A 22,265-nucleotide genomic window follows, 5' to 3' on the forward strand; every position below is an offset into this window, starting at 1 on the left:
TATTGAGAGAAACGAAATGGCAATTCTGAAGACTCTGCTGCTGGTGGCGCAAATTCTGAGCGCGCTCGGCGTGATCGGCCTGGTGCTGCTGCAACACGGCAAGGGCGCGGACGTTGGGGCGGCATTTGGGTCGGGCGCGTCGGGCAGCTTGTTTGGTGCCACCGGTTCGGCCAACTTCCTGTCGCGTACGACGGCCGTGCTGGCCACCGTGTTCTTCGTTGCCACGCTTGCGCTGACGCTGATCGGCACCAACAAGGGCGGCGTGTCGGCGGGTGTGATGGGTTCGGTCGCGCCTGTTGCGTCCACGGCATCCGCACCCGCGGCCTCGGCTCCTGCCGCTGCTTCGGGCGCAGCTTCCGCGCCCGCTGTGCCGAAGTAATTTGATGCAACGATCGTGGCGTGCCGTTGAGGTTTTTCGGCGCGTTGCGAGGGATAAGATTTTTGTTTGTGCATTGAACAAAAGCGTTGCTTTGCGGTAGAATGCAAGGCTTGGAACAATACGGGAAACGGCAAGGGCGTTAAGTCTTAACCGCGTTCCTGATAGAGTTTCTTCCCCCAGCCGACGTGGTGAAATTGGTAGACACGCTATCTTGAGGGGGTAGTGGCGAAAGCTGTGCGAGTTCGAGTCTCGCCGTCGGCACCAATCAAATTCGGGGTCTGTTCAACGGGATGTTCCGCGCAGGCCCCTCCGCAAGACGACGCGCAGTCAAGGCGTCGTAAGGCTGCGGACCCGGCGCCTTCGATGGGGCGACAAGGCGCCGCCTGCGGGCAGTGCTGTTGCAACCATTCAAAAAGGCGGGCGTCCCTTGAACCTCGAAGCCTATTTCCCCGTACTGTTGTTCATCGTTGTCGGTGTTGGCCTCGGCCTTGCTCTGATGACCATCGGCCGAGTCCTCGGTCCGAACAATCCCGATCCTGACAAGCTCTCGCCGTACGAGTGCGGCTTCGAGGCATTCGAAGACGCGCGGATGAAGTTCGACGTGCGCTATTACCTCATCGCCATCCTGTTCATTCTGTTCGATCTGGAGACCGCGTTCCTCTTCCCCTGGGGCGTGGCGCTGCGTGAGATCGGCTGGCCGGGGTTCTTTGCGATGGGCGTGTTTCTTCTCGAGTTTCTCGTGGGCTTCGTCTACATCTGGAAAAAAGGCGCGCTCGATTGGGAGTGATGTGAAATGGCGATCGAAGGCGTACTCAACGAAGGCTTTGTCACGACAACCGCTGACAAGCTGATCAACTGGACCCGTACCGGGTCACTCTGGCCGATGACGTTCGGCCTGGCCTGCTGTGCTGTGGAAATGATGCATGCGGGCGCATCGCGTTATGACCTGGACCGTTTCGGCGTGGTGTTCCGCCCGTCGCCGCGTCAGTCTGACGTGATGATCGTGGCCGGCACGCTGTGCAACAAGATGGCGCCCGCGCTGCGCAAGGTGTACGACCAGATGGCCGAGCCTCGCTGGGTCATCTCGATGGGTTCGTGCGCGAACGGCGGCGGTTACTACCACTACTCGTATTCTGTCGTGCGCGGCTGCGATCGCATCGTGCCGGTCGACGTGTACGTGCCGGGCTGCCCGCCGACGGCCGAAGCACTGATCTACGGCATCATTCAGCTGCAGGCCAAGATCCGTCGCACCAACACCATCGCGCGCAAGGCCTGACATGACCGACAAGCTTGCCACCCTGAAGGCCGCGCTGGAAAAGGCGCTGGGCAATCGCGTTCAAAGCCTGACCGAGTCGGTCGGTGAACTCACCCTCGTGGTGAAGGCTGCCGATTACCTCGACGCCATGCGCACGCTGCGCGACGACGCTTCGCTCAAATTTGAACAGCTGATGGACTTGTGCGGCGTCGACTACGCCGACTACGGCGACGGTGCCTGGAACGGCCCGCGTTTCGCTGCGGTGTCGCATCTGCTGTCGATCACGCACAACTGGCGCGTTCGCGTGCGCGTGTTTGCGCCGGACGATGACCTGCCCGTGGTGTCGTCGGTGACCACGATCTGGAATTCCGCTGACTGGTTCGAGCGCGAAGCGTTCGACCTTTACGGTCTTGTGTTCGAAGGCCATCCGGACCTGCGCCGCATCCTGACCGACTACGGCTTCATTGGCCACCCGTTCCGCAAGGACTTCCCCGTGTCGGGTTACGTTGAAATGCGTTACGACCCGGTGCAGCGCCGCGTGGTCTACCAGCCGGTCACCATCGAGCCGCGCGAGATTACGCCGCGTGTGATCCGTGAGGATCAATACGGTGGTCTGAAGCACTGAAGGGCGCCCGAACATGGCAGATATCAAGAACTACACCCTGAACTTCGGTCCGCAACACCCGGCAGCACACGGCGTGCTGCGCCTGGTGCTTGAGTTGGACGGTGAAGTCATTCAACGTGCCGACCCGCACATCGGGCTGCTGCACCGCGCGACTGAAAAGCTCGCTGAGCAGAAGACGTGGATTCAGAGCGTGCCGTACATGGACCGCCTCGACTACGTGTCGATGATGGTCAACGAGCACGCCTACGTGATGGCAATCGAGCGGCTGCTGGGTCTAGAAGTGCCGCTGCGTGCGCAGTACATCCGCGTCATGTTCGACGAAATCACGCGGATCATGAACCACCTGATGTGGATTGGTTCGCACGCGCTGGACGTTGGCGCCATGGCGGTGTTCCTGTACGCCTTCCGCGAGCGTGAAGACCTGTTCGATATGTATGAGGCGGTGTCGGGCGCGCGCATGCACGCCGCCTACTACCGTCCGGGCGGCGTCTATCGCGACCTGCCTGACACGATGCCGCAATACAAGGCATCCAAGGTGCGCAACGAGAAGGCGCTGGCCGCCCTGAACCAAACGCGTTCGGGTTCGCTGCTTGATTTCATTGAAGACTTCACCAACCGCTTCCCGAAGTACGTTGACGAGTACGAGACGCTGCTGACCGACAACCGGATTTGGAAGCAACGTCTCGTTGGTATCGGCGTGGTGAGCCCGGAGCGTGCGCTTAACAAAGGTTTCTCCGGTGCGATGCTGCGTGGTTCGGGCATCGAATGGGATGTGCGCAAGAAGCAGCCGTATGAGGTGTACGACCGCATCGATTTCGACATCCCGGTTGGCGTGAACGGCGATTGCTACGACCGTTATCTGGTGCGCGTGGAAGAAATGCGCCAGAGCAATCGCATCATTCGCCAGTGCATCGAGTGGCTGCGCAAAAACCCGGGCCCTGTGATCACCGATAACCACAAGGTGGCGCCGCCGTCGCGTGTGGACATGAAGACCAACATGGAAGAGCTGATTCACCACTTCAAGCTCTTCACGGAAGGTATGCATGTGCCCGAAGGCGAGGCGTATGCCGCTGTTGAGCACCCGAAGGGCGAGTTCGGCATCTATGCAATCTCCGACGGCGCCAACAAGCCGTACCGCTTGAAGATCCGCGCACCGGGCTTCGTTCATCTGGCCGCGCTTGACGAAATGGCGAAGGGTCACATGATTGCCGATGCGGTGACGATCATCGGTACGCAAGACATCGTGTTTGGCGAGATCGATCGCTGAACCCGCAGGAAACAACGGTTTGACGCGCAGGCAAGCGCGGCTGTGAAACGAGGACGCACGCCGGGGTAAGGCAGTTAGGTAACACGCCCCGCGTCCCGCACCAATCGCAACGAACATGCTATCAGCAGAAGCTCTCAAGGAAATCGATCGGGCGGTCGCGAAATATCCCGCCGACCAGAAGCAGTCCGCCGTGATGGCGGCGCTGGCGGTCGCGCAGAGCGAGAAAGGCTGGGTCTCGCCCGAAGTCATGCAGTTCGTGGCCGAGTACCTCGAAATGCCGCCGGTGTGGGTCGAGGAAGTGGCGACGTTCTACAACATGTACGACACCAAGCCGGTTGGCCGCTTCAAGCTGTCGGTGTGCACGAACTTGCCGTGCGCGCTGTCGGGCGGCGAACGTGCTGCCGACTACCTGAAGAAGAAGCTGGGCATCGGTTTCAACGAGACCACCGCCGACGGCAACTTCACGCTGAAGGAAGGCGAGTGCATGGGCGCGTGCGGTGATGCACCGGTCATGATCGTCAACAACACCCACATGTGCAGCTTCATGAGCAACGAGAAGCTCGACGCGCTGATCGCCGACCTCCAGTCGAAGGCGCCGACCAACGGAGCAGGCAAGTAAATGACCTCTCTGCACGATCGACATATCCAGCCGTTGATTCTTGCCGGCCTGAACGGCGACAACTGGCACCTCGAAGATTACGTCAAGCGTGGCGGCTATCAACAGCTCAAGCGCATCCTCACCGAGAAGATCACCCCAGAGCAGGTCATTGCCGACGTGAAGGCGTCGGGCCTGCGTGGCCGGGGCGGTGCGGGCTTCCCGACCGGTCTGAAGTGGAGCTTCATGCCGCGCCAGTTCCCGGGCCAGAAGTATCTGGTCTGCAACACGGACGAAGGCGAGCCGGGGACGTTCAAGGATCGCGACATCATCCGTTACAACCCGCACGCGCTGATCGAAGGCATGGCCATCGGCGGCTACGCGATGGGCATCACCGTTGGCTACAACTACATCCACGGCGAGATCTGGAACGAATACAAGATCTTCGAGCAGGCCCTAGAAGAGGCGCGCGCTGCAGGCTTCCTCGGTGACAACATCCTGGGGTCCGGCTTCAACTTCCAGCTGCATGCGCACCATGGCTATGGCGCATACATCTGCGGCGAAGAGACCGCGCTGCTCGAGTCGCTGGAAGGCAAGAAGGGCCAGCCGCGCTTCAAGCCGCCGTTCCCGGCAAGCTTTGGCCTGTACGGCAAGCCGACCACCATCAACAACACCGAAACCTTTGCCGCGGTCCCGTTCCTGCTCGCGATCGGTCCGGACAACTACCTGAAGATGGGCAAGCCGAACAACGGTGGCTCGAAGATCTTCTCTGTGTCCGGCGACGTGGAGCGTCCGGGCAACTACGAGATTCCGCTCGGCACGCCGTTCTCCAAGCTGCTGGAGCTGGCCGGTGGCATGCGCGGTGGCAAGAAACTCAAGGCGGTCATCCCGGGTGGTTCGTCGGCGCCCGTGGTGCCGGCCGACCTGATGATGGCCTCCGACATGGACTACGACTCGATCGCCAAGGCTGGTTCGATGCTGGGCTCGGGTGCAGTGATCGTGATGGACGAAACGCGTTGCATGGTGAAGTCGCTGCTGCGCCTGTCGTACTTCTATTTCGAAGAGTCGTGCGGCCAGTGCACACCGTGCCGCGAAGGCACGGGCTGGCTGTACCGCGTGGTCGACCGCATCGAGCACGGCAAGGGCCGCCAGGAAGACCTGGACCTGCTGAACAACGTGGCCGAAAACATCATGGGCCGGACCATCTGCGCACTCGGCGATGCCGCTGCGATGCCGGTCCGCGGCATGCTCAAGCACTACTGGGATGAGTTCGCGTATCACGTCGAACACAAGCAGTGCATGGTGCCCACCTACATTTAAGCGTGGCAGAACATGGTTGAAATCGAAATCGATGGCAAGAAGGTCGAGGTTGCCGAAGGCAGCCTGGTGATGGAGGCGGCTCGCCAGACGGGCACCTACATCCCTCACTTCTGCTATCACCGCAAACTGTCGGTCGCGGCCAACTGCCGGATGTGCCTGGTCGAGGTCGAGAAGGCACCCAAGGCGCTGCCGGCCTGCGCCACGCCCGTCACCGCGGGCATGAAGGTCTTCACCAACTCAGAGAAGGCGGTGAAGGCACAGAAGTCCGTGATGGAATTCCTGCTGATCAACCACCCGCTGGATTGCCCGATCTGCGATCAGGGTGGCGAGTGCCAACTGCAGGATCTGGCCGTGGGCTACGGCAAGTCGGAATCGCGTTACCAGGAAGAAAAGCGTGTCGTGTTCCACAAGAACGTGGGCCCGCTGATCTCCATGGAAGAGATGACGCGCTGCATCCACTGCACGCGTTGTGTCCGCTTTGGTCAGGAAATTGCCGGCGTGATGGAACTGGGCATGCTCAACCGTGGTGAGCATTCCGAGATCACGACGTTCGTCGGTCAGACCGTTGACTCCGAGTTGTCGGGCAACATGATCGACCTGTGCCCGGTCGGTGCGCTGACCAGCAAGCCGTTCCGCTATTCGGCCCGTACGTGGGAGTTGGCACGCCGCAAGTCGGTGTCGCCGCACGACGGCCTGGGGGCGAATGTGATCGTCCAGACGAAGAACCAGCGCGTGATGCGCGTCCTGCCGCTGGATAACGAAGCCATCAACGAGTGTTGGCTTTCCGACAAGGACCGCTTCGCCTATGAAGGCGTAAACAGCGACGACCGTCTGACCCAGCCGATGCTCAAGCAAGGCGGTCAGTGGAAGGCCGTCGACTGGACCACGGCGCTGGAATACGTTGCCAACGGCCTGAACGAAATCAAGCGAGACCACGGTGCCGATCAGATCGGTGCATTGGCAAGCCCGCACAGCACGCTGGAAGAACTGTTCTTGCTGCAAAAACTGGTGCGCGGCATTGGCAGCGACAACGTCGACTTCCGTCTGCGTCAGTCCGATTTCTCGGTCAAGCCGACGGGCGCTCCGTGGCTCGGCATGCCGATCGCCGACGTGTCGCTGCTGCAGCGTACGCTGGTCGTAGGCTCTTTCCTGCGCAAGGACCACCCGCTGCTGGCCGCCCGTCTGCGGCAGGCAGGCAAGAAGGGCGCGCAACTGAACGTGATCGGCGCCGGCGGCGAAGATCTGCTGATGCCTGCTACGCAGTTGCTGGGCGCGCCGTCGCAATGGCTGTCGCTGCTGTCGCAAGTTGCGGTGGCGGTGGCGGCTGCCAACAACGTTGCCCGCCCGGGTGGCACCGATAGCATCGAAGCCGGTGACGTTGCCAAGCGCATCGCTGCGAGCCTTGCGTCGGGAGAGCGTAAGGCTGTGTTCCTCGGTAACGCTGCTGTGGCGCATCCGCAGTTCTCGCAACTGCATGCGCTGGCCCAGTGGGTGGCGCAGCAGACCGGCGCGACGCTGGGTTTCCTGACGGAAGCGGCCAACACCGTGGGCGGCTACGTTGCCGGTGCGTTGCCGCAAGGCAATGGTCTGGACGCCGCCGCCATGCTGGCGCAACCGCGTCGTGCTTACGTGCTGCTGGGTGCCGAGCCGGAATTCGATACCGCGAACCCTGGGCAGGCCCGTGCGGCACTGGACCAGGCTGACACGGTGATCGTGCTGGCGCCGTTTGCCTCCCGCGCTGCACTCGAGTACGCCGACGTGCTGCTGCCGACGGCGCCGTTCACGGAAACCTCGGGCACCTTTGTGAACTGCGAAGGTCTGCCGCAAAGCTTCAACGGCGTTGTGCGCAGCCTGGGCGATTCGCGTCCGGCGTGGAAGGTCCTGCGCGTGCTGGGCAACCTGCTGAACGTGCCGGGCTTCGAATACGACAGCTCCGAAGTGGTGCGCGACGAAGTACTGGCCAAGCCGGTCACCGCCCGTTTGTCGAACACGACGACGGCGCTGACCGCTGCTCCGGCCGCCGCCGCAGCAGGCCTCGAACGTCTGGCAGATGTGCCGATCTACCACGCTGATCCGATCGTGCGCCGCGCTGGTTCTCTGCAACTGACGGCTGCGGCACGCGCGGCCGTGCGCGCTGGCGTGCCGGCCGATCTCTACGCACAACTGGGCTTGGCCAATGGTGACGCCGTGCGCGTGACGCAAGGGCAGCGCAGCGTGGTGCTGCCGGCCGTGCTGGACAAGTCGCTGGCTTCCGGCGTGATCCGTGTGCCCGCCGCTACCGAGGCGTCGGCTCAGCTGGGTGCCATGTTCGGGGCGGTAAGCGTTGAGAAGGTTGAATCGTCCGCGCTGGCGGCTACGGTGTAAGGGTCAACATGATCGAGTCGATTACTTCTTTCGGTACCGCCACCTTCGGTGGCTGGTGGCCGCTGGTCTGGACGCTGGTCCGTGCGGTCTGCATCATTCTGCCGCTGCTGCTGTGCGTGGCTTACCTGATCCTGTGGGAGCGCAAGCTCATCGGCTGGATGCACGTGCGTCTGGGCCCGAACCGCGTGGGCCCGATGGGCCTGCTGCAGCCGATTGCCGACGTGCTCAAGCTGCTGCTCAAGGAAGTCATGGTGCCGAGCGCGGTCAGCCGTGGCATGTACATCATCGCGCCGCTGATGGTGCTGATGCCCGCCGTGGCGATCTGGGCGGTGATTCCGTTCCAAGCCGAGGCGATGGTGTCGAACATCAACGCTGGCCTGCTGTACGTGATGGCGATCAGCTCGGTGGGCGTGTACGGCGTGATCCTGGCCGGCTGGGCATCGAACTCAAAGTACGCGTTCCTGGGTGCGATGCGTGCCTCGGCACAAATGATTTCGTACGAAATCGCCATGGGCTTCGCGCTCGTGACGGTACTGATGGTGACGGGCAGCCTGAACCTGTCGGACATCGTTAACTCGCAGAACCGCGGTTTCTTTGCAGGTCACGGTATCAACATCCTGTCGTGGAACTGGCTGCCGCTGCTGCCGATGTTCGGCGTCTATTTCATCTCGGGTGTGGCTGAAACGAACCGCCATCCGTTCGATGTGGTGGAGGGTGAATCCGAAATCGTGGCCGGCCACATGATCGAATACTCGGGCATGGCGTTCGCGCTGTTCTTCCTGGCCGAGTACATCAACATGATCGTGATCTCGGCGCTGACGGCCACGCTGTTCCTGGGCGGCTGGGCTCCGCCGATCGACGCGCCGGTCCTGAACTGGATTCCGGGCTTCTTCTGGCTGCTGTTCAAGGTTTTCCTGCTGCTGTCGGTCTTTATCTGGCTGCGTGCATCGTTCCCGCGTTATCGCTATGACCAGATCATGCGTCTGGGCTGGAAGATCTTCATTCCGCTCACTGTGGGCTGGCTTGTCGTCGTCGCCATCTGGTTGGTGTCGCCGTGGAACATCTGGAAGTAACGGGACAATAGGAAGGCACCATGTTGCTTGCCATCAAGGAATTCTTTAACAGCCTGCTCCTGAAGGAACTCTTCAAGGGGCTGGCGCTGACCGGGCGCTACCTGTTTGCGCGCAAGATCACCGTTCTCTTTCCGGAAGAGAAGACGCCGCTGTCGCCGCGCTTCCGCGGCCTGCACGCGCTGCGTCGCTATCCGAATGGCGAGGAACGCTGCATCGCTTGCAAGCTGTGTGAAGCCGTGTGCCCGGCCCTGGCCATCACGATCGAATCGGATCAGCGCGACGACGGCACTCGCCGCACCACGCGCTACGACATCGACCTGACCAAGTGTATTTTCTGCGGCTTCTGTGAAGAGGCTTGCCCGGTGGACGCCATCGTCGAGACGCACATCCTGGAATACCACGGTGAAAAGCGCGGCGACCTGTATTTCACCAAAGACATGCTGCTGGCCGTGGGTGATCGCTTCGAGCCGGAAATTGCGGCCAACAAGGCGGCCGACGCGAAGTACCGCTGAGTCAGGACGTCCGCCGTGCAGTTGGCGGGCGGTGCAGTTGACATCCCGGTTGGACAACGGCTCCTCGAGAGCCAACCAGTTGCGGTGGCGTCACGCCATCGCGGCTTTGGACAAGCGCGTGCCGCAAAACGGCCCGTGCCAGGATCATGGAAATCACGACGATCATCTTCTACTGTTTCGCGCTCGTGCTGGTGCTCGCAGCGCTGAAGGTCATCACCGCGAAGAACCCGGTGCACGCGGCGCTGTTCCTCGTGCTCTCGTTCTTCACCGCGGCGGCGATCTGGATGCTGCTCAAGGCGGAGTTTCTCGCCATCACGCTGGTGCTGGTCTACGTTGGGGCAGTGATGGTGCTGTTCCTGTTCGTGGTGATGATGATCGATATCGACATCGAACACCTGCGACGCGATTTCTGGACCTACGTACCGATGGCAGCCTTCGTGGGCGTGGTCATCATCCTGGAAATGGCTGTCGTGCTGACCAAGACCTTCATGGGGCGCGTACAGCCCGTGCAGGAGCTGCCGAAGGGCTTCACCGGCCCGAACACACAGGCGCTCGGGAAACTCATCTATACCGATTACATCTACGCCTTTGAAGTGGCTGGCGCGGTGCTGCTGCTGGCAATTGTCGCGGCCGTGGCTCTGACCGCTCGCCGCCGCAAGGACACCAAGGCACAGAACGTGTCTGATCAAATCCGCGTGAAGCGCAAGGACCGCGTGCGTCTGGTCTCGATGCCGGCGGAAAAATCGGCTGGCGCAGCTTCGGCTGAATCCAACAGCTGAGCCCCGGGAGAACCCATATGTCTTCGCTATCCCTTGCCCATTACCTCGTGCTCGGCGCGGTGCTGTTTGCCATCAGCATCGTCGGCATCTTCCTGAACCGCAAGAACGTCATCGTGCTGCTGATGGCGATCGAACTGATGCTGCTGGCGGTCAACCTGAACTTCGTCGCGTTCTCCCATTACCTGGGCGATCTGGCGGGGCAGGTGTTCGTGTTTTTCATCCTGACGGTGGCCGCGGCGGAATCCGCGATCGGTCTCGCCATCCTGGTGGTGCTGTTCCGTAATCTGGACACCATCAACGTCGACGATCTGGACAGCCTCAAGGGCTGACCTCCGCATCCACCTAAAAGAAGCGTTCCATGGCTACCACGCTCAATCCCAACCTGCTGCTGGCGATCCCGCTCGCGCCGCTGGCCGGCGCGGCGATCGCCGGGCTGTTCGGCACCAAGTTCTTTGGCGAGAAGATCGGCCGCACGGCATCCCACAGCGTCACCATCCTCGGTGTCGCGATCGCCTTCATTCTGTCGGCGCTGACGCTGTCCGACGTCATCAATGGCGCCGGTTACAACGGCACCGTCTATGAATGGATGACGGTTGGCTCGCTGAAGATGGAAGTCGGCTTCCTCATCGATTCGCTCACGGCGATGATGATGTGCGTGGTGACCTTCGTCTCGCTGATGGTGCATATCTACACCATTGGCTACATGGCGGAAGACGACGGCTATAACCGTTTCTTCGCGTACATCTCGCTGTTCACCTTTTCGATGTTGATGCTCGTGATGAGCAACAATTTCCTGCAGCTGTTCTTCGGCTGGGAGGCGGTGGGTTTGGTGTCGTACCTGCTGATCGGCTTCTGGTTCAAGCGTCCGACGGCCATCTACGCCAACATGAAAGCGTTCCTGGTCAACCGCGTGGGTGACTTCGGCTTCGTGCTCGGTATCGGCCTGTTGCTGGCGTACAGCGGTAGCCTGAGCTACGCCGATGTGTTCGCTGCCCGCGACAACCTGGCCACGATTGGCTTCCCGGGTACCGACTGGCACATGCTGACGGTCGCTTGTATCTGCTTGTTTATCGGCGCGATGGGTAAATCGGCGCAGTTCCCGCTGCACGTGTGGCTGCCGGACTCGATGGAAGGCCCGACCCCGATCTCCGCACTGATTCACGCGGCCACCATGGTGACCGCCGGTATCTTCATGGTCGCGCGCATGTCGCCGCTGTTCGAACTGTCGGACACCGCGCTGTCGTTCGTGCTGATCATCGGCGCCATTACCGCGCTGTTCATGGGCTTCCTGGGCATCATCCAGACCGATATCAAGCGTGTGGTGGCGTACTCGACGCTGTCTCAGCTCGGTTACATGACCGTCGCGCTGGGCGCGTCGGCTTACCAAGTCGCGGTGTTCCACCTAATGACGCACGCGTTCTTCAAGGCGCTGCTGTTCCTCGGCGCGGGCTCGGTCATCATCGGCATGCACCACGATCAGGACATGCGCAACATGGGCGGCTTGCGCAAGTACATGCCGGTCACGTGGCTGACATCGCTGGTGGGGTCGCTGGCGCTGATTGGCACGCCGTTCTTTGCAGGTTTCTACTCGAAGGACTCGATCATCGAAGCGGTGCGCGAATCGCACCTGCCGGGCGCCAGCTTTGCCTACTGGGCTGTGCTGGCTGGCGTGTTCGTGACCGCGTTCTACTCGTTCCGCATGTATTTCCTGGTGTTCCACGGTGAAGAGCGTTTCGGCAAGGAACACTCGCATCACGAAGGCAATCACGTGGACGAAGAGGAAACCGCTGACCATCACCACGGCCTGGCTCCGGGTCAGAAGCCGCACGAGTCGCCGTGGGTGGTGACGGTCCCCCTGGTGCTGCTCGCGATTCCTTCGGTCATCATCGGTGCGATGGCAATCCAGCCGATGCTGTTCGGCGAGTTCTTCAAGCACGGTGTTGTGTTCTCGGAGGTCATCTTCAATGCTGACAACCACGAAGCAATGAAGGTGCTGGCCGAAGACTTCCACGGTTGGGTCGAGATGGCGCTGCACGGCTTTACGTCGGCACCGTTCATCCTGCTGCTGGCGGGTGTGGTGCTGTCGTGGTTCTTCTACTTGAAGCGCCCGGATATTCCGGCAGCAATCGCCAAGCGTTTCTCCGGCGTCTACAAGCTGCTGGACAACAAGTACTACATGGACAAGATCAACGAGATCGTCTTTGCCAACGGTGCGGTCAAGTTTGGCCGTGGCCTGTGGAAGGGCGGCGATCAAGGTGTGATCGACGGTGTTGTCGTCAACGGCAGCGCGCGTCTGGTGGGCTGGTTCGCGACCGTCGTGCGCCTGCTCCAGTCCGGCTTCATCTATGACTATGCGTTCGCGATGATCATCGGCACGGTTGGGCTGCTGACGTATTTCGTGTTTCTGGCAGGCAAATAAGGGATTACAAAAATGGTTCTGTCTTTTGCGATCTGGCTGCCGATCTTCTTCGGCGTGCTGGTGCTGGCCTCGGGCTCAGACCGCAATCCCGGTTATGTCCGCTGGATGTCGCTGATCGGCTCCGTAATCAGCTTCGTGATGACGCTCCCGCTCATCACGCGTTTCGACAAGACGACGGCTGCGATGCAGTTCGTTGAGAAATCGTCGTGGATCGAGCGCTTCCACATCAGCTACTACCTTGGAGTCGACGGCATTTCGATGTGGTTCGTGGTGCTGACCGCGTTCATCACCGTCATCGTCGTCATTGCCGCCTGGGAAGTCATCACCGAGCGCGTGGCGCAATACATGGCCGCGTTCCTGATCCTGTCCGGTCTGATGATCGGCGTGTTTGCGTCGCTCGACGGTCTGCTGTTCTACGTGTTCTTCGAAGCCACGCTGATCCCGATGTACATCATCATCGGTGTGTGGGGCGGCCCGAACCGCGTCTACGCGGCATTCAAGTTCTTCCTGTACACGCTGCTGGGTTCGTTGCTGACGCTGGTTGCGCTGTTGTATCTGTATTTCCACAGCGGCACGTTCGAAATCCTGCAGTGGCATCAGGTCAAGCTGTCGATGAACGAGCAGGTCCTGATCTTCCTCGCGTTTTTCATGGCCTTTGCCGTGAAAGTGCCGATGTGGCCGGTGCACACCTGGCTGCCGGACGCCCACGTGGAAGCCCCGACCGGCGGCTCCGTGGTGCTGGCTGCCATCATGCTGAAGCTGGGCGCCTACGGTTTCCTGCGGTTCTCGCTGCCGATCGCGCCGGATGCCAGCCATAGCCTGTCCGCGTTCATCATCGCGATCTCGCTGGTTGCCGTGATCTACATCGGTCTGGTGGCGCTGGTGCAGGCCGACATGAAGAAGCTGGTCGCGTATTCGTCGATCGCGCACATGGGCTTCGTCACGCTGGGCTTCTTCATCTTCAACGAGATCGGTGTGGAGGGCGGTATCGTCCAGATGATCTCGCACGGCTTCATCTCAGGCGCAATGTTCCTGTGTATTGGTGTGTTGTATGACCGCGTGCATTCGCGTCAGATTGCCGATTACGGCGGTGTGGTGAACACGATGCCGAAGTTTGCGGCGCTGTCGGTCTTCTTTGCGATGGCCAACTGCGGCCTGCCGGCAACCTCCGGTTTCGTCGGCGAATTCATGGTGATCCTGGGTTCCGTCAAGTTCAACTTCTGGATTGGCTTGTTGGCCGCCACGGCGCTGATCTTTGGCGCAGCGTATTCGCTGTGGATGGTCAAGCGCGTGATCTTCGGTGATGTGACGCACAAGCATGTGGCCGAGCTGAAGGACCTGAATTGCCGCGAGTTCTTCATGCTGGGCGTGCTCGCGATCGCCACCCTGTACATGGGCCTGTATCCGAAGCCCTTCACCGATGTCATGCATGCGTCCGTGGTCAATCTGCTGACCCACGTGGCTCAGTCGAAGCTGTAAGCAGCGAGAAGAAACTATGCAATCGTCCTCCTCTATTGCGGCTTTTGCCCCAATCGTTTTTCTCGCGCTGGGCATTGGTGCCGTCAACTGGATTGACTTGGCACGCGGCCAGAAACGAAGCAGCGTGGCCTATCCGGTTTCGTTGGTGATTACGCTGGTGCTGGCGGTGTGGTTTGCGCTGAACGCTGCGAACGGTGAGACGCACTACGTCTTCGGCAACATGGCGGTGATCGATCCGATGGCCAACGTGCTGGCGTCGTTCTGTGCGCTGACGCTGTTTGCCACGCTGGTGTACACGCGCCGCTATCTGGCCGACCGTGACATGTATGCGGGTGAGTTCTACATGTTCGCCCTGTTCACACTGGGCGGCCAGGTGGTGATGATCACCGGCAACAACTTCCTCGTGCTCTATCTGGGCCTTGAATTGTTGTCGCTGGCGTCGTACACACTGGTTGCGCTGCGTCGCCGTTCGAACGTGTCGTCCGAATCGGCCATGAAGTATTTCATCCTGGGTGCGCTGGCCTCGGGCCTGCTGCTGTATGGCATGTCGATGCTGTATGGCGCCACCGGCTCGCTGGAACTGGGCAAGGTGTTTGACGCCATCAAGAACGGCGAGATCAACAAGACGATTCTCGTGTTCGGCGTAGTGTTCATCGTTGCCGGGCTCGGCTTCAAGCTGGGTGTGGCACCGTTCCACATGTGGGTGCCGGACGTGTACCAAGGCTCGCCGACGGCCGTGACGTTGCTGATTGCCGGCGCCCCGAAGGTTGCTGCGTTCGCGATGACGCTGCGCATTCTGGTTGAAGGCCTGCTGCCGCTGGCGTTCGACTGGCAGAACATGCTGATTGTGCTGGCCGTTGTGTCGCTGGCCATCGGCAATATCACCGGCGTTGTGCAAACCAACTTCAAGCGTCTGCTGGGCTACTCGACCGTCTCGCATATGGGCTTCCTGCTGCTGGGCCTCGTGTCGGGCGTCAGTTCCGGCAAGCCGGATCTGACGGCACAGGCCTACAGTGCGTCGATGTTCTACGCCATCACCTACGTACTGACTGCGCTGGGCGCGTTCGGCATCATCCTGCTGCTGGCGCGCAAAGGCTACGAGGCGGAAGAGATTGCCGACCTCAAGGGCTTGTCGAAGAAGAGCCCGTGGTTTGCCCTGCTGATGCTGTTCATCATGATGTCGCTGGCAGGCCTGCCGCCGACGGTTGGCTTCTACGCCAAGCTGTCGGTCCTGGGTGCGGTGGTCGATGCCGGTATGCCGTGGCTGGCCGTTGTGGCGGTGCTGTTTTCGTTGGTGGGTGCGTTCTACTACCTGCGTGTCATCAAGGTCATGTACTTCGATGTGCCGGCTGACGAAGGCCCCGTTGAAGCCTCCTTCGGCCTGCGCTCGCTGCTGTCGGTCAATGGCTTGCTGGTGCTGTTGCTGGGTATCTTCCCGGCTGGCCTGATGGCCGTGTGCTATCAGGCCATCCGCCTGACGCTGGCTTCGTAAAACGCGGAGCGCCATGAACACATCGACGGGCGGTCTATTTGTCATCGTGTTGGCACTGATTTGTGCCAACCTGCCGTTCGTCAATCAACGCGTGCTGGCGCTGGTGCCGGCACGCTGGTCGCGCAAGCCGTTCTGGCTGCGCGGCGCCGAGCTGGTTGCCATGTATGTTGTGGTGGGGCTCATCGGCTTCGGTATCGAATCGAGCCAGGGTAATGCGTTTCCCCAGGGTTGGCAGTTCTACGCGATCACCGCTTGCCTGATGCTGGTGTTCGCGTTTCCGGGCTTTACGTTGCAATACCTGGTTCGCCATCCCCGCGATTCCCGTTAATTCCCGCCGGGCAGGTTCCCGCTGTCTCGGCATGAGAGAGCGCCATGTCCGATCACACCCCTCTGAACGAAGCCCCTGATGCGACGCAGGACCCCGACGCCGGTCTGCGCGAGACGCAAGTTGCATCCGCGCTGATGCACCAGGGTAAATTTCTCACGCTCAAGCACGACATCGTCCGCCTGCCGGACGGCCGCAACGCCAGCCGCGAATATCTCATCCACCCAGGCGCGGTAATGATGATCCCGTTGTTCGACGACGGTACGGTGCTGATGGAGCGTCAGTTCCGCTACCCGGTCGGCAAGGTGATGATTGAATTCCCCGCCGGCAAGCTGGATCCGCAGGAAGGCGCGCTCACATGCGGCAAGCGCGAACTGCGCGAGGAAACCGGCTACACGGCCGAGCGCTGGGAGTACCTCACGCGCATTCACCCCGTCATTTCGTATTCCACCGAGTTCATCGACATCTATCTCGCGCGCGATCTCAAGCAGGGCGCGGCAATGCTGGATGAAGGCGAATTTCTCGAGACCTTCGTCACGCCGGCCGGCCAACTGATCGATTGGGTGCGCGAAGGCAAGATTTCCGACGTGAAGACCATCATCGGCACGTTCTGGCTCGAGAAGATTCTGTCCGGAGCATGGACGCCAGGTGCCGTCTGAGCCGCTTGTGATCCTCGCTTGATCAGACCGTTTTCCTATTGCCGCTATCATGGCGAACGGTCGTGCGAAAAAATTAGCACGACCGTTCACAAATTTTCGAATCGGGGATACACTCGTCCCCATGCGCTGGACCGATCATGAAAGTGCTGGACCTCCGTTGTGCCAATGACCACCGCTTCGAAGGCTGGTTCGGCTCCGATGCCGACTTGCAATCGCAGCAAAAGCGCGGGCTATTGACGTGCCCAGTTTGCGGTCACAACGAGGTTGAGCGCTTGCCGAGTGCGCCGCGCCTGAACCTGTCGTCGTCTCGTGCGGAGACCGCCCAGAAGGGCGGGGCCGGCAAGGCGGTCGAGGGCGAGGGCGGTTCGCCCGCAGCCCTGCAACAGCTCTACCTGAAAGCCGTGCGCCATGTCCTTGCCAATACCGAGGACGTCGGCGAGCGGTTTGCAGAAGAGGCGCGCCGCATGCATTACAACGAGGCGCCGGAGCGGGGCATTCGCGGGACGACATCTCGGGAGGAAGCGCAGGAACTGGCGGAGGAAGGCATCGACGTGATGCCGCTGCTGGTGCCCGACGCGCTCAAGCAGCCCGTGCACTAGCAGCCCCGATTCAGGTCCGCGCCGGTCCGACAGAACGTTCTCCACCGATTTGCCACGGTGGGGAGCCAACCACAGGAGACAGGCATGGATCTGAACTACTCGGCGGCCGATGATGCGTTCCGCCAGGAAGTCCGCAGCTGGCTGGAAGCCAATCTGCCCAAGGACATCCAGGACAAGGTGTTGAACCACCGGCGCCTGAACCGCGAAGATTTCGTTCGCTGGCACAAGGCGCTCGCGGGCAAGGGCTGGTCGGTGCCGCATTGGCCGGTCGAGTGGGGCGGTACCGGCTGGTCCCCCATCCAAAAGCACATCTGGGACGAAGAGTGCGCGCGGGTCGGCGCGCCCGGCGTTCTGCCGTTCGGCGTCAGCATGGTCGCGCCCGTCATCATGAAGTACGGCAATGAAGCGCAGAAGCGCTACTTCCTGCCGCGCATCGTTGATTGCACCGATTGGTGGTGCCAGGGCTATTCGGAGCCGGGGTCTGGTTCCGATCTGGCCTCGGTGAAGACGCGTGCCGTGCGCGAAGGCGATCACTACATCGTCAACGGCCAGAAGACCTGGACCACGCTCGGCCAACACGCCGACATGATCTTCTGTCTGGTCCGCACGGATCCGGACGCGAAGAAGCAAGAGGGCATTTCGTTCCTGTTGATCGACATGAAGACGCCAGGAATCACCGTGCGCCCGATCATCATGCTCGACGAAGAGCACGAGGTGAACGAAGTCTTCTTCGACAACGTGAAGGTGCCGGTTCAAAACCTGATCGGTGATGAGAACCGCGGCTGGACGTACGCCAAGTACCTGCTCGGCCACGAGCGCACGGGCATTGCGCGTGTGGGCAATTCCAAGCGCGAACTGGCGTTTCTCAAGCGTGTCGCCCAGCAACACCAGAAGAACGGCAAGCCGCTGCTGCAGGATCCGGTATTCGGTGCCAAGGTGGCCTCGCTGGAAATCGAACTGCTGGCGCTGGAGATGACAGTGCTGCGTGTGGTGTCGAGCGAGAACGCCGGCAAGGGCCCGGGCCCCGAGGCGTCGCTGCTCAAGATCAAGGGCACGCAGATCCAGCAGATGCTGACCGAGTTGATGGTCGAGGCCGCGGGGCCGTACGCCCAGCCGTTCGATCCGAGCTACCTCGAAGGCGACACCTTGCAGGCCGTGACGGGCGACAACGACGCCGCACCGCTCGCGCCGTACTACTTCAACTATCGCAAGACCTCGATCTACGGCGGGTCGAACGAGATCCAGCGCAACATCATCTCGCAGATGATCCTTGGCGTCTGACCAGAACGGCGACAGAACACATAGCGGAGACAAACATGGATTTCTCGTTCACCGACGAACAGAAGCAACTTGCCGATGCGGTGCGCCGCTTCATTGAGAAGGATTACGGCTTTGAAGCGCGCAACAAGGTGGTGTATTCGCCGGAAGGTGTGTCGCAGAGCCATTGGGATGCACTGGCCGAACTGGGCCTGACCGCGCTACCAGTGCCCGAAGCACAAGGCGGTTTTGACGGCCGTGCGATGGACTTGCTGGTGGTGATGCAGGAACTGGGCCGCGGCCTGGTCGTGGAGCCGTATCAGGCCACCGTGCTGGGTGCCCAGGCGCTGAAGCTCGCGGGCGGCCAGGAAGGGTTGCTGGAAGAAGTCGCTGGCGGCGCCGTGAAGCTGGCCATTGCCTTTGGCGAGCGCCAATCGCGTTACGAGCTTTTCAATGTCACCACGCGTGCTGCGCAGCAGGGCAGCGGCTGGACGCTCACCGGCGAGAAGGCGGTTGTGGTGCATGGCGCGCAGGCAGACAAGCTGATCGTCTCGGCGCGCACGGGCGGCGAAGCGCGTGATACGTCGGGCCTGTCGCTGTTCGTGGTTGACCGCGATGCCGCCGGCGTGACGGTCAAGGATTACCGCACGATCGACAACCTGCACGCTGCGGATATCCGCTTCGACAACGCGCCGGCAACGCTGCTGGGCAAGGCCGGCGAAGCGTGGGAGACCATCGACGCCGTAGCCGATCTTGGCTGCGTGCTGTTGTGCGCAGAAGCGATCGGCCTGATCGATGCGCTGAACGCCGCAACGCTGGAGTACACCAAGACCCGCCAGCAGTTTGGCGTGCCCATCGCGCGCTTCCAGGCGCTGCAGCATCGCATGGTCGACATGTTCATCCATGGCGAGCAGGCGCGTTCGATCACGTATCTTGCCGCTGCGCATTTTGAAGATGGCGATGTCGAGGCGCGCCGCCGCTATGTGTCTGCTGCCAAGGCACGTGTCGGCCAGGCGGCGCGTGACGTTGGCCAGGAAGCGGTGCAACTGCACGGCGGCATGGGCGTGACGAACGAACTGCCCGCCGCGCACATGTTCAAGCGGCTGACGATGATCAACACGACGCTGGGCGACGTGGATCATCACCTCGCACGCTTCGCATCGCTGCCCGGCTTCCAGCAGGCGGCGTAACGGCAAACCTGAACGCCCCGCATTCGTGCGGGGCGTTGTCATTTGGAGGAGACGACATGGCAGAGAACGAAAGGGCAGAGCCCACACGATCGTACGAGTTCTACTTCGACGATTTCGAGGTCGGCCGGACGCTGCAGATGGGTACCTACACCGTCACCGAAGAGGAGATTCTGACCTTCGCGCGGCAGTACGATCCGCAGCCATTCCACATCGATGCAGAGGCTGCCAAGCACAGCATCTACGGCGGCATCATCTCGAGCGGCTGGATGACCTGCTCGATCATGATGCGGCTGATGGTCACCGGCTTCCTCGGCAAGGCAGCCAGCATGGGTTCCCCAGGCGTGGATGAAATCCGCTGGATGAAGCCGGTGTATCCGGGCGACACGCTGTCGGTGTCGAGCACGTGCATGGAAGTGCGTCCGTCGCAGTCGAAGCCGGACCGCGGCGTGGCGGTCAATCGCTGGGAGGCTCGCAACCAGCGCGGAGAACTTGTGTGCACGGTCACGGGCATGGGCTTGTTTGGCCGCCGCCCGAAGGCTTGATGACACGTCATCGCATCACAACAAGGAGACAACGCAGATGCGCATCATCGAATCGCTCGACGAGCTGAAAGGTTTGATCGGCCAGGAAGTTGCCGTGAGTGACTGGACCGAGATCACGCAGCAACAGGTGAACCTCTTTGCCGAGGCCACGGGCGATCACCAGTGGATTCACGTGGACGTGGAGCGCGCCAGGCGCGAGTCGCCGTTTGGCGCACCGGTGGCACACGGTTTTCTGACGCTGTCGCTGCTGCCCATGCTGATGGCCAACGCGATCGAGATGTCCGACGTGAAAATGGGCGTGAACTACGGCCTGAACAAGGTTCGCTTTACGGCGCCCGTGCCGGTGGGCAGCCGTGTACGCGCGCGAGTCAAGCTGTTGGAGATGGAAGCGCTGCCGCCGTTGCCGAATGCACCCACGTTGACCGGCGCGCAGATGACCTGGGCCGTCACCATCGAGCGCGAGGGGCAGGAGCGCCCGGTGTGTGTCGCCGAATCGATTTCGCGCCGCTATTCCTGAGTCTGGCTTTTTTCAAGTTCCCGAGGCCGGCGCGATGCCGGCCTTTCTTTTTGTATCGCCCGTCCTTGCGCTCCGCTTGTCTTGTGCTTGTCTTCCTGCGCCCCAAGCGGGCGCATTCCGACGAACAGATGCGCAGAGTTGGCGCGGTTCCAGCACCGTTTTGGCGCGTATTTCCCTTCGAATGAGCCAAATGCGATGGCACGGTAGTTGCAATTTTGGGCCCCGGGAGTCGTTCTCGCCACCAATAAACCCAAGGAGCCGCAATGAAACGTCGTGAGCTGTTGAAGCTGTCTGCCGTCGCCGCCGCAACGCTGTTGTCCGTGTCAAGCCTCGCGTTTGCTCAGGCAAAAGAACCGATCAAGGTCGGCGTCCTGCATTCGCTGTCGGGCACGATGGCCATCTCCGAGACGTCGCTGAAAGACGTCGCGCTGATGACGATCGACGAGATCAACAAGAGCGGCGGCGTACTGGGCCGCAAGCTGGAACCGGTGGTGGTGGATCCGGCATCGAACTGGCCGCTGTTTGCCGAGAAGGCGCGCGGGCTGCTGACGCAGGACAAGGTGGCGGTGACGTTCGGCTGCTGGACGTCGGTGTCGCGCAAGTCGGTGCTGCCGGTCTATGAAGAGCTGAATGGCCTGCTGTTCTACCCGGTGCAGTACGAAGGCGAAGAGATGTCGAAGAACGTCTTCTACACCGGCGCGGCACCCAACCAGCAGGCCATTCCGGCCGTGGAATACCTGATGAGCAAGGAAGGCGGCGGCGCCAAGCGCTTCTTCCTGCTCGGTACCGATTACGTCTACCCGCGCACGACCAACAAGATCCTGCGTGCGTTCCTGCACAGCAAGGGCGTGAAGGACAGCGACATCGAAGAGGTCTACACGCCGTTCGGCCACTCCGACTATCAGACCATTGTCGCCAACATCAAGAAGTTCGCGCAGGGCGGCAAGACGGCCGTGGTGTCGACCATCAACGGCGACTCTAACGTGCCGTTCTACAAGGAACTCGGCAACGCGGGCCTGAAGGCCAAGGACGTACCGGTGGTGGCCTTCTCGGTGGGTGAAGAAGAACTGCGCGGCATCGACACCAAGCCCCTGGTGGGCCATCTGGCCGCATGGAACTACTTCATGTCGGTCAAGAACCCGGTCAACGACGACTTCAAGAAGAAGTGGGCTGCATGGGTCAAGGCCAACAACCTGCCCGGCGGCGACAAGCGCGTCACCAACGACCCGATGGAAGCCACCTACGTCGGCATCATGATGTGGAAGCAGGCTGTCGAGAAAGCCGGTTCGACCGACGTGGACAAGGTCCGCAAGGCGATGTACGGCCAGCAGTTCAAGGCACCGTCGGGCTTCACGCTGGTGATGAACAACAACCATCACCTGAGCAAGCCGGTCATGATCGGCGAGGTGCGTGGCGACGGCCAGTTCAACGTCGTGTGGAAGACGCCGACGGTGATCCGCGCCAAGCCGTGGAGCCCGTACATCTCGGGCAACGAGGGCAAGCCTGACGAAGTGAAGTAATCAGGCGGACCGGCGGCGCATACAGCGCGGCCGGTCCTTTGAACGACGCTGCACGACGTGGCGGACGGCCCCAACACCGGCCGCCACGCATCGGATT

General features: G+C 61.3%; 23 protein-coding genes and 1 tRNA gene. All 24 read left to right on the forward strand.

Going from position 1 to position 22,265, the window contains the following annotated elements; all coding sequences use genetic code 11:
- Positions 1-16: 16 nt before the first annotated feature.
- The 24 genes from secG to urtA all read left to right on the forward strand — a co-directional run bounded on the left by secG (position 17) and on the right by urtA (position 22,168).
- Positions 17-379: a preprotein translocase subunit SecG gene (gene secG / locus CFE42_RS16995; RefSeq protein WP_004630811.1), complete on the forward strand. Its 363-nt coding sequence runs from the start codon at positions 17-19 to the stop codon at positions 377-379.
- Between the two features lie 179 nt (positions 380-558).
- A tRNA-Leu gene (locus CFE42_RS17000) sits at positions 559-643 on the forward strand.
- A 163-nt stretch (positions 644-806) separates the two neighbouring features.
- Entirely contained in the window at positions 807-1,166 is a 360-nt protein-coding gene (locus tag CFE42_RS17005) for an NADH-quinone oxidoreductase subunit A (RefSeq protein WP_004630810.1), read from the forward strand.
- Between the two features lie 6 nt (positions 1,167-1,172).
- Entirely contained in the window at positions 1,173-1,655 is a 483-nt protein-coding gene (locus tag CFE42_RS17010) for an NADH-quinone oxidoreductase subunit B (protein ID WP_004630808.1), read from the forward strand.
- 1 nt (position 1,656) lies between these two features.
- A complete protein-coding gene (locus CFE42_RS17015) occupies positions 1,657-2,259 on the forward strand; it encodes an NADH-quinone oxidoreductase subunit C (protein ID WP_004630806.1) in 603 nt (200 codons plus the stop codon).
- Positions 2,260-2,272: 13 nt separating this feature from the next.
- On the forward strand, positions 2,273-3,526 hold the full coding sequence (locus CFE42_RS17020) for an NADH-quinone oxidoreductase subunit D (RefSeq protein ID WP_004630803.1): 1,254 nt from the start codon (positions 2,273-2,275) through the stop codon (positions 3,524-3,526).
- Positions 3,527-3,641: 115 nt separating this feature from the next.
- Positions 3,642-4,145 carry an NADH-quinone oxidoreductase subunit NuoE gene (gene nuoE, locus CFE42_RS17025; RefSeq protein WP_004630801.1) on the forward strand — a complete coding sequence of 168 codons (504 nt, stop codon included), beginning with the start codon at positions 3,642-3,644 and terminating at the stop codon, positions 4,143-4,145.
- Positions 4,146-5,441: an NADH-quinone oxidoreductase subunit NuoF gene (gene nuoF, locus CFE42_RS17030; protein ID WP_004630799.1), complete on the forward strand. Its 1,296-nt coding sequence runs from the start codon at positions 4,146-4,148 to the stop codon at positions 5,439-5,441.
- A 12-nt stretch (positions 5,442-5,453) separates the two neighbouring features.
- Entirely contained in the window at positions 5,454-7,805 is a 2,352-nt protein-coding gene (gene nuoG / locus CFE42_RS17035; RefSeq protein ID WP_004630797.1) for an NADH-quinone oxidoreductase subunit NuoG, read from the forward strand.
- A gap of 8 nt (positions 7,806-7,813) precedes the next feature.
- Positions 7,814-8,878: an NADH-quinone oxidoreductase subunit NuoH gene (nuoH, locus tag CFE42_RS17040; RefSeq protein ID WP_004630795.1), complete on the forward strand. Its 1,065-nt coding sequence runs from the start codon at positions 7,814-7,816 to the stop codon at positions 8,876-8,878.
- 20 nt (positions 8,879-8,898) lie between these two features.
- On the forward strand, positions 8,899-9,390 hold the full coding sequence (gene nuoI / locus CFE42_RS17045; RefSeq protein WP_003261939.1) for an NADH-quinone oxidoreductase subunit NuoI: 492 nt from the start codon (positions 8,899-8,901) through the stop codon (positions 9,388-9,390).
- A gap of 146 nt (positions 9,391-9,536) precedes the next feature.
- Positions 9,537-10,169: an NADH-quinone oxidoreductase subunit J gene (locus CFE42_RS17050; RefSeq protein WP_004630790.1), complete on the forward strand. Its 633-nt coding sequence runs from the start codon at positions 9,537-9,539 to the stop codon at positions 10,167-10,169.
- Between the two features lie 17 nt (positions 10,170-10,186).
- A complete protein-coding gene (gene nuoK, locus CFE42_RS17055; RefSeq protein WP_004630788.1) occupies positions 10,187-10,498 on the forward strand; it encodes an NADH-quinone oxidoreductase subunit NuoK in 312 nt (103 codons plus the stop codon).
- A 29-nt stretch (positions 10,499-10,527) separates the two neighbouring features.
- Positions 10,528-12,588, forward strand: coding sequence for an NADH-quinone oxidoreductase subunit L (gene nuoL, locus CFE42_RS17060; protein WP_004630786.1), 2,061 nt, complete (start codon positions 10,528-10,530; stop codon positions 12,586-12,588).
- Between the two features lie 12 nt (positions 12,589-12,600).
- Complete coding sequence (locus tag CFE42_RS17065; RefSeq protein ID WP_004630785.1) at positions 12,601-14,067, forward strand: NADH-quinone oxidoreductase subunit M; 1,467 nt, start codon at positions 12,601-12,603, stop codon at positions 14,065-14,067.
- Positions 14,068-14,083: 16 nt separating this feature from the next.
- Positions 14,084-15,559 carry an NADH-quinone oxidoreductase subunit NuoN gene (nuoN, locus tag CFE42_RS17070; RefSeq protein WP_004630783.1) on the forward strand — a complete coding sequence of 492 codons (1,476 nt, stop codon included), beginning with the start codon at positions 14,084-14,086 and terminating at the stop codon, positions 15,557-15,559.
- 13 nt (positions 15,560-15,572) lie between these two features.
- On the forward strand, positions 15,573-15,887 hold the full coding sequence (locus CFE42_RS17075) for a DUF2818 family protein (RefSeq protein WP_004630781.1): 315 nt from the start codon (positions 15,573-15,575) through the stop codon (positions 15,885-15,887).
- 44 nt (positions 15,888-15,931) lie between these two features.
- A complete protein-coding gene (locus tag CFE42_RS17080; RefSeq protein ID WP_004630779.1) occupies positions 15,932-16,543 on the forward strand; it encodes an NUDIX hydrolase in 612 nt (203 codons plus the stop codon).
- 137 nt (positions 16,544-16,680) lie between these two features.
- A complete protein-coding gene (locus tag CFE42_RS17085) occupies positions 16,681-17,142 on the forward strand; it encodes a DUF1178 family protein (RefSeq protein WP_004630778.1) in 462 nt (153 codons plus the stop codon).
- An 84-nt stretch (positions 17,143-17,226) separates the two neighbouring features.
- Positions 17,227-18,423: an acyl-CoA dehydrogenase family protein gene (locus tag CFE42_RS17090; protein WP_004630775.1), complete on the forward strand. Its 1,197-nt coding sequence runs from the start codon at positions 17,227-17,229 to the stop codon at positions 18,421-18,423.
- Positions 18,424-18,458: 35 nt separating this feature from the next.
- The gene (locus CFE42_RS17095) at positions 18,459-19,589 is read left to right on the forward strand and encodes an acyl-CoA dehydrogenase (RefSeq protein ID WP_004630773.1); all 1,131 of its coding nucleotides are present in this window, start codon (positions 18,459-18,461) and stop codon (positions 19,587-19,589) included.
- A gap of 56 nt (positions 19,590-19,645) precedes the next feature.
- The gene (locus tag CFE42_RS17100; RefSeq protein ID WP_004630770.1) at positions 19,646-20,131 is read left to right on the forward strand and encodes a MaoC family dehydratase; all 486 of its coding nucleotides are present in this window, start codon (positions 19,646-19,648) and stop codon (positions 20,129-20,131) included.
- A 37-nt stretch (positions 20,132-20,168) separates the two neighbouring features.
- Positions 20,169-20,648, forward strand: coding sequence for a MaoC family dehydratase (locus CFE42_RS17105; protein ID WP_004630769.1), 480 nt, complete (start codon positions 20,169-20,171; stop codon positions 20,646-20,648).
- Between the two features lie 263 nt (positions 20,649-20,911).
- Positions 20,912-22,168 carry an urea ABC transporter substrate-binding protein gene (gene urtA / locus CFE42_RS17110; protein ID WP_004630766.1) on the forward strand — a complete coding sequence of 419 codons (1,257 nt, stop codon included), beginning with the start codon at positions 20,912-20,914 and terminating at the stop codon, positions 22,166-22,168.
- Positions 22,169-22,265: the final 97 nt, after the last annotated feature.

Source organism: Ralstonia sp. PBBBR1, from assembly GCF_002256165.1.
In the GTDB taxonomy this organism is placed as follows: Bacteria; Pseudomonadota; Gammaproteobacteria; order Burkholderiales; family Burkholderiaceae; genus Ralstonia; species Ralstonia thomasii.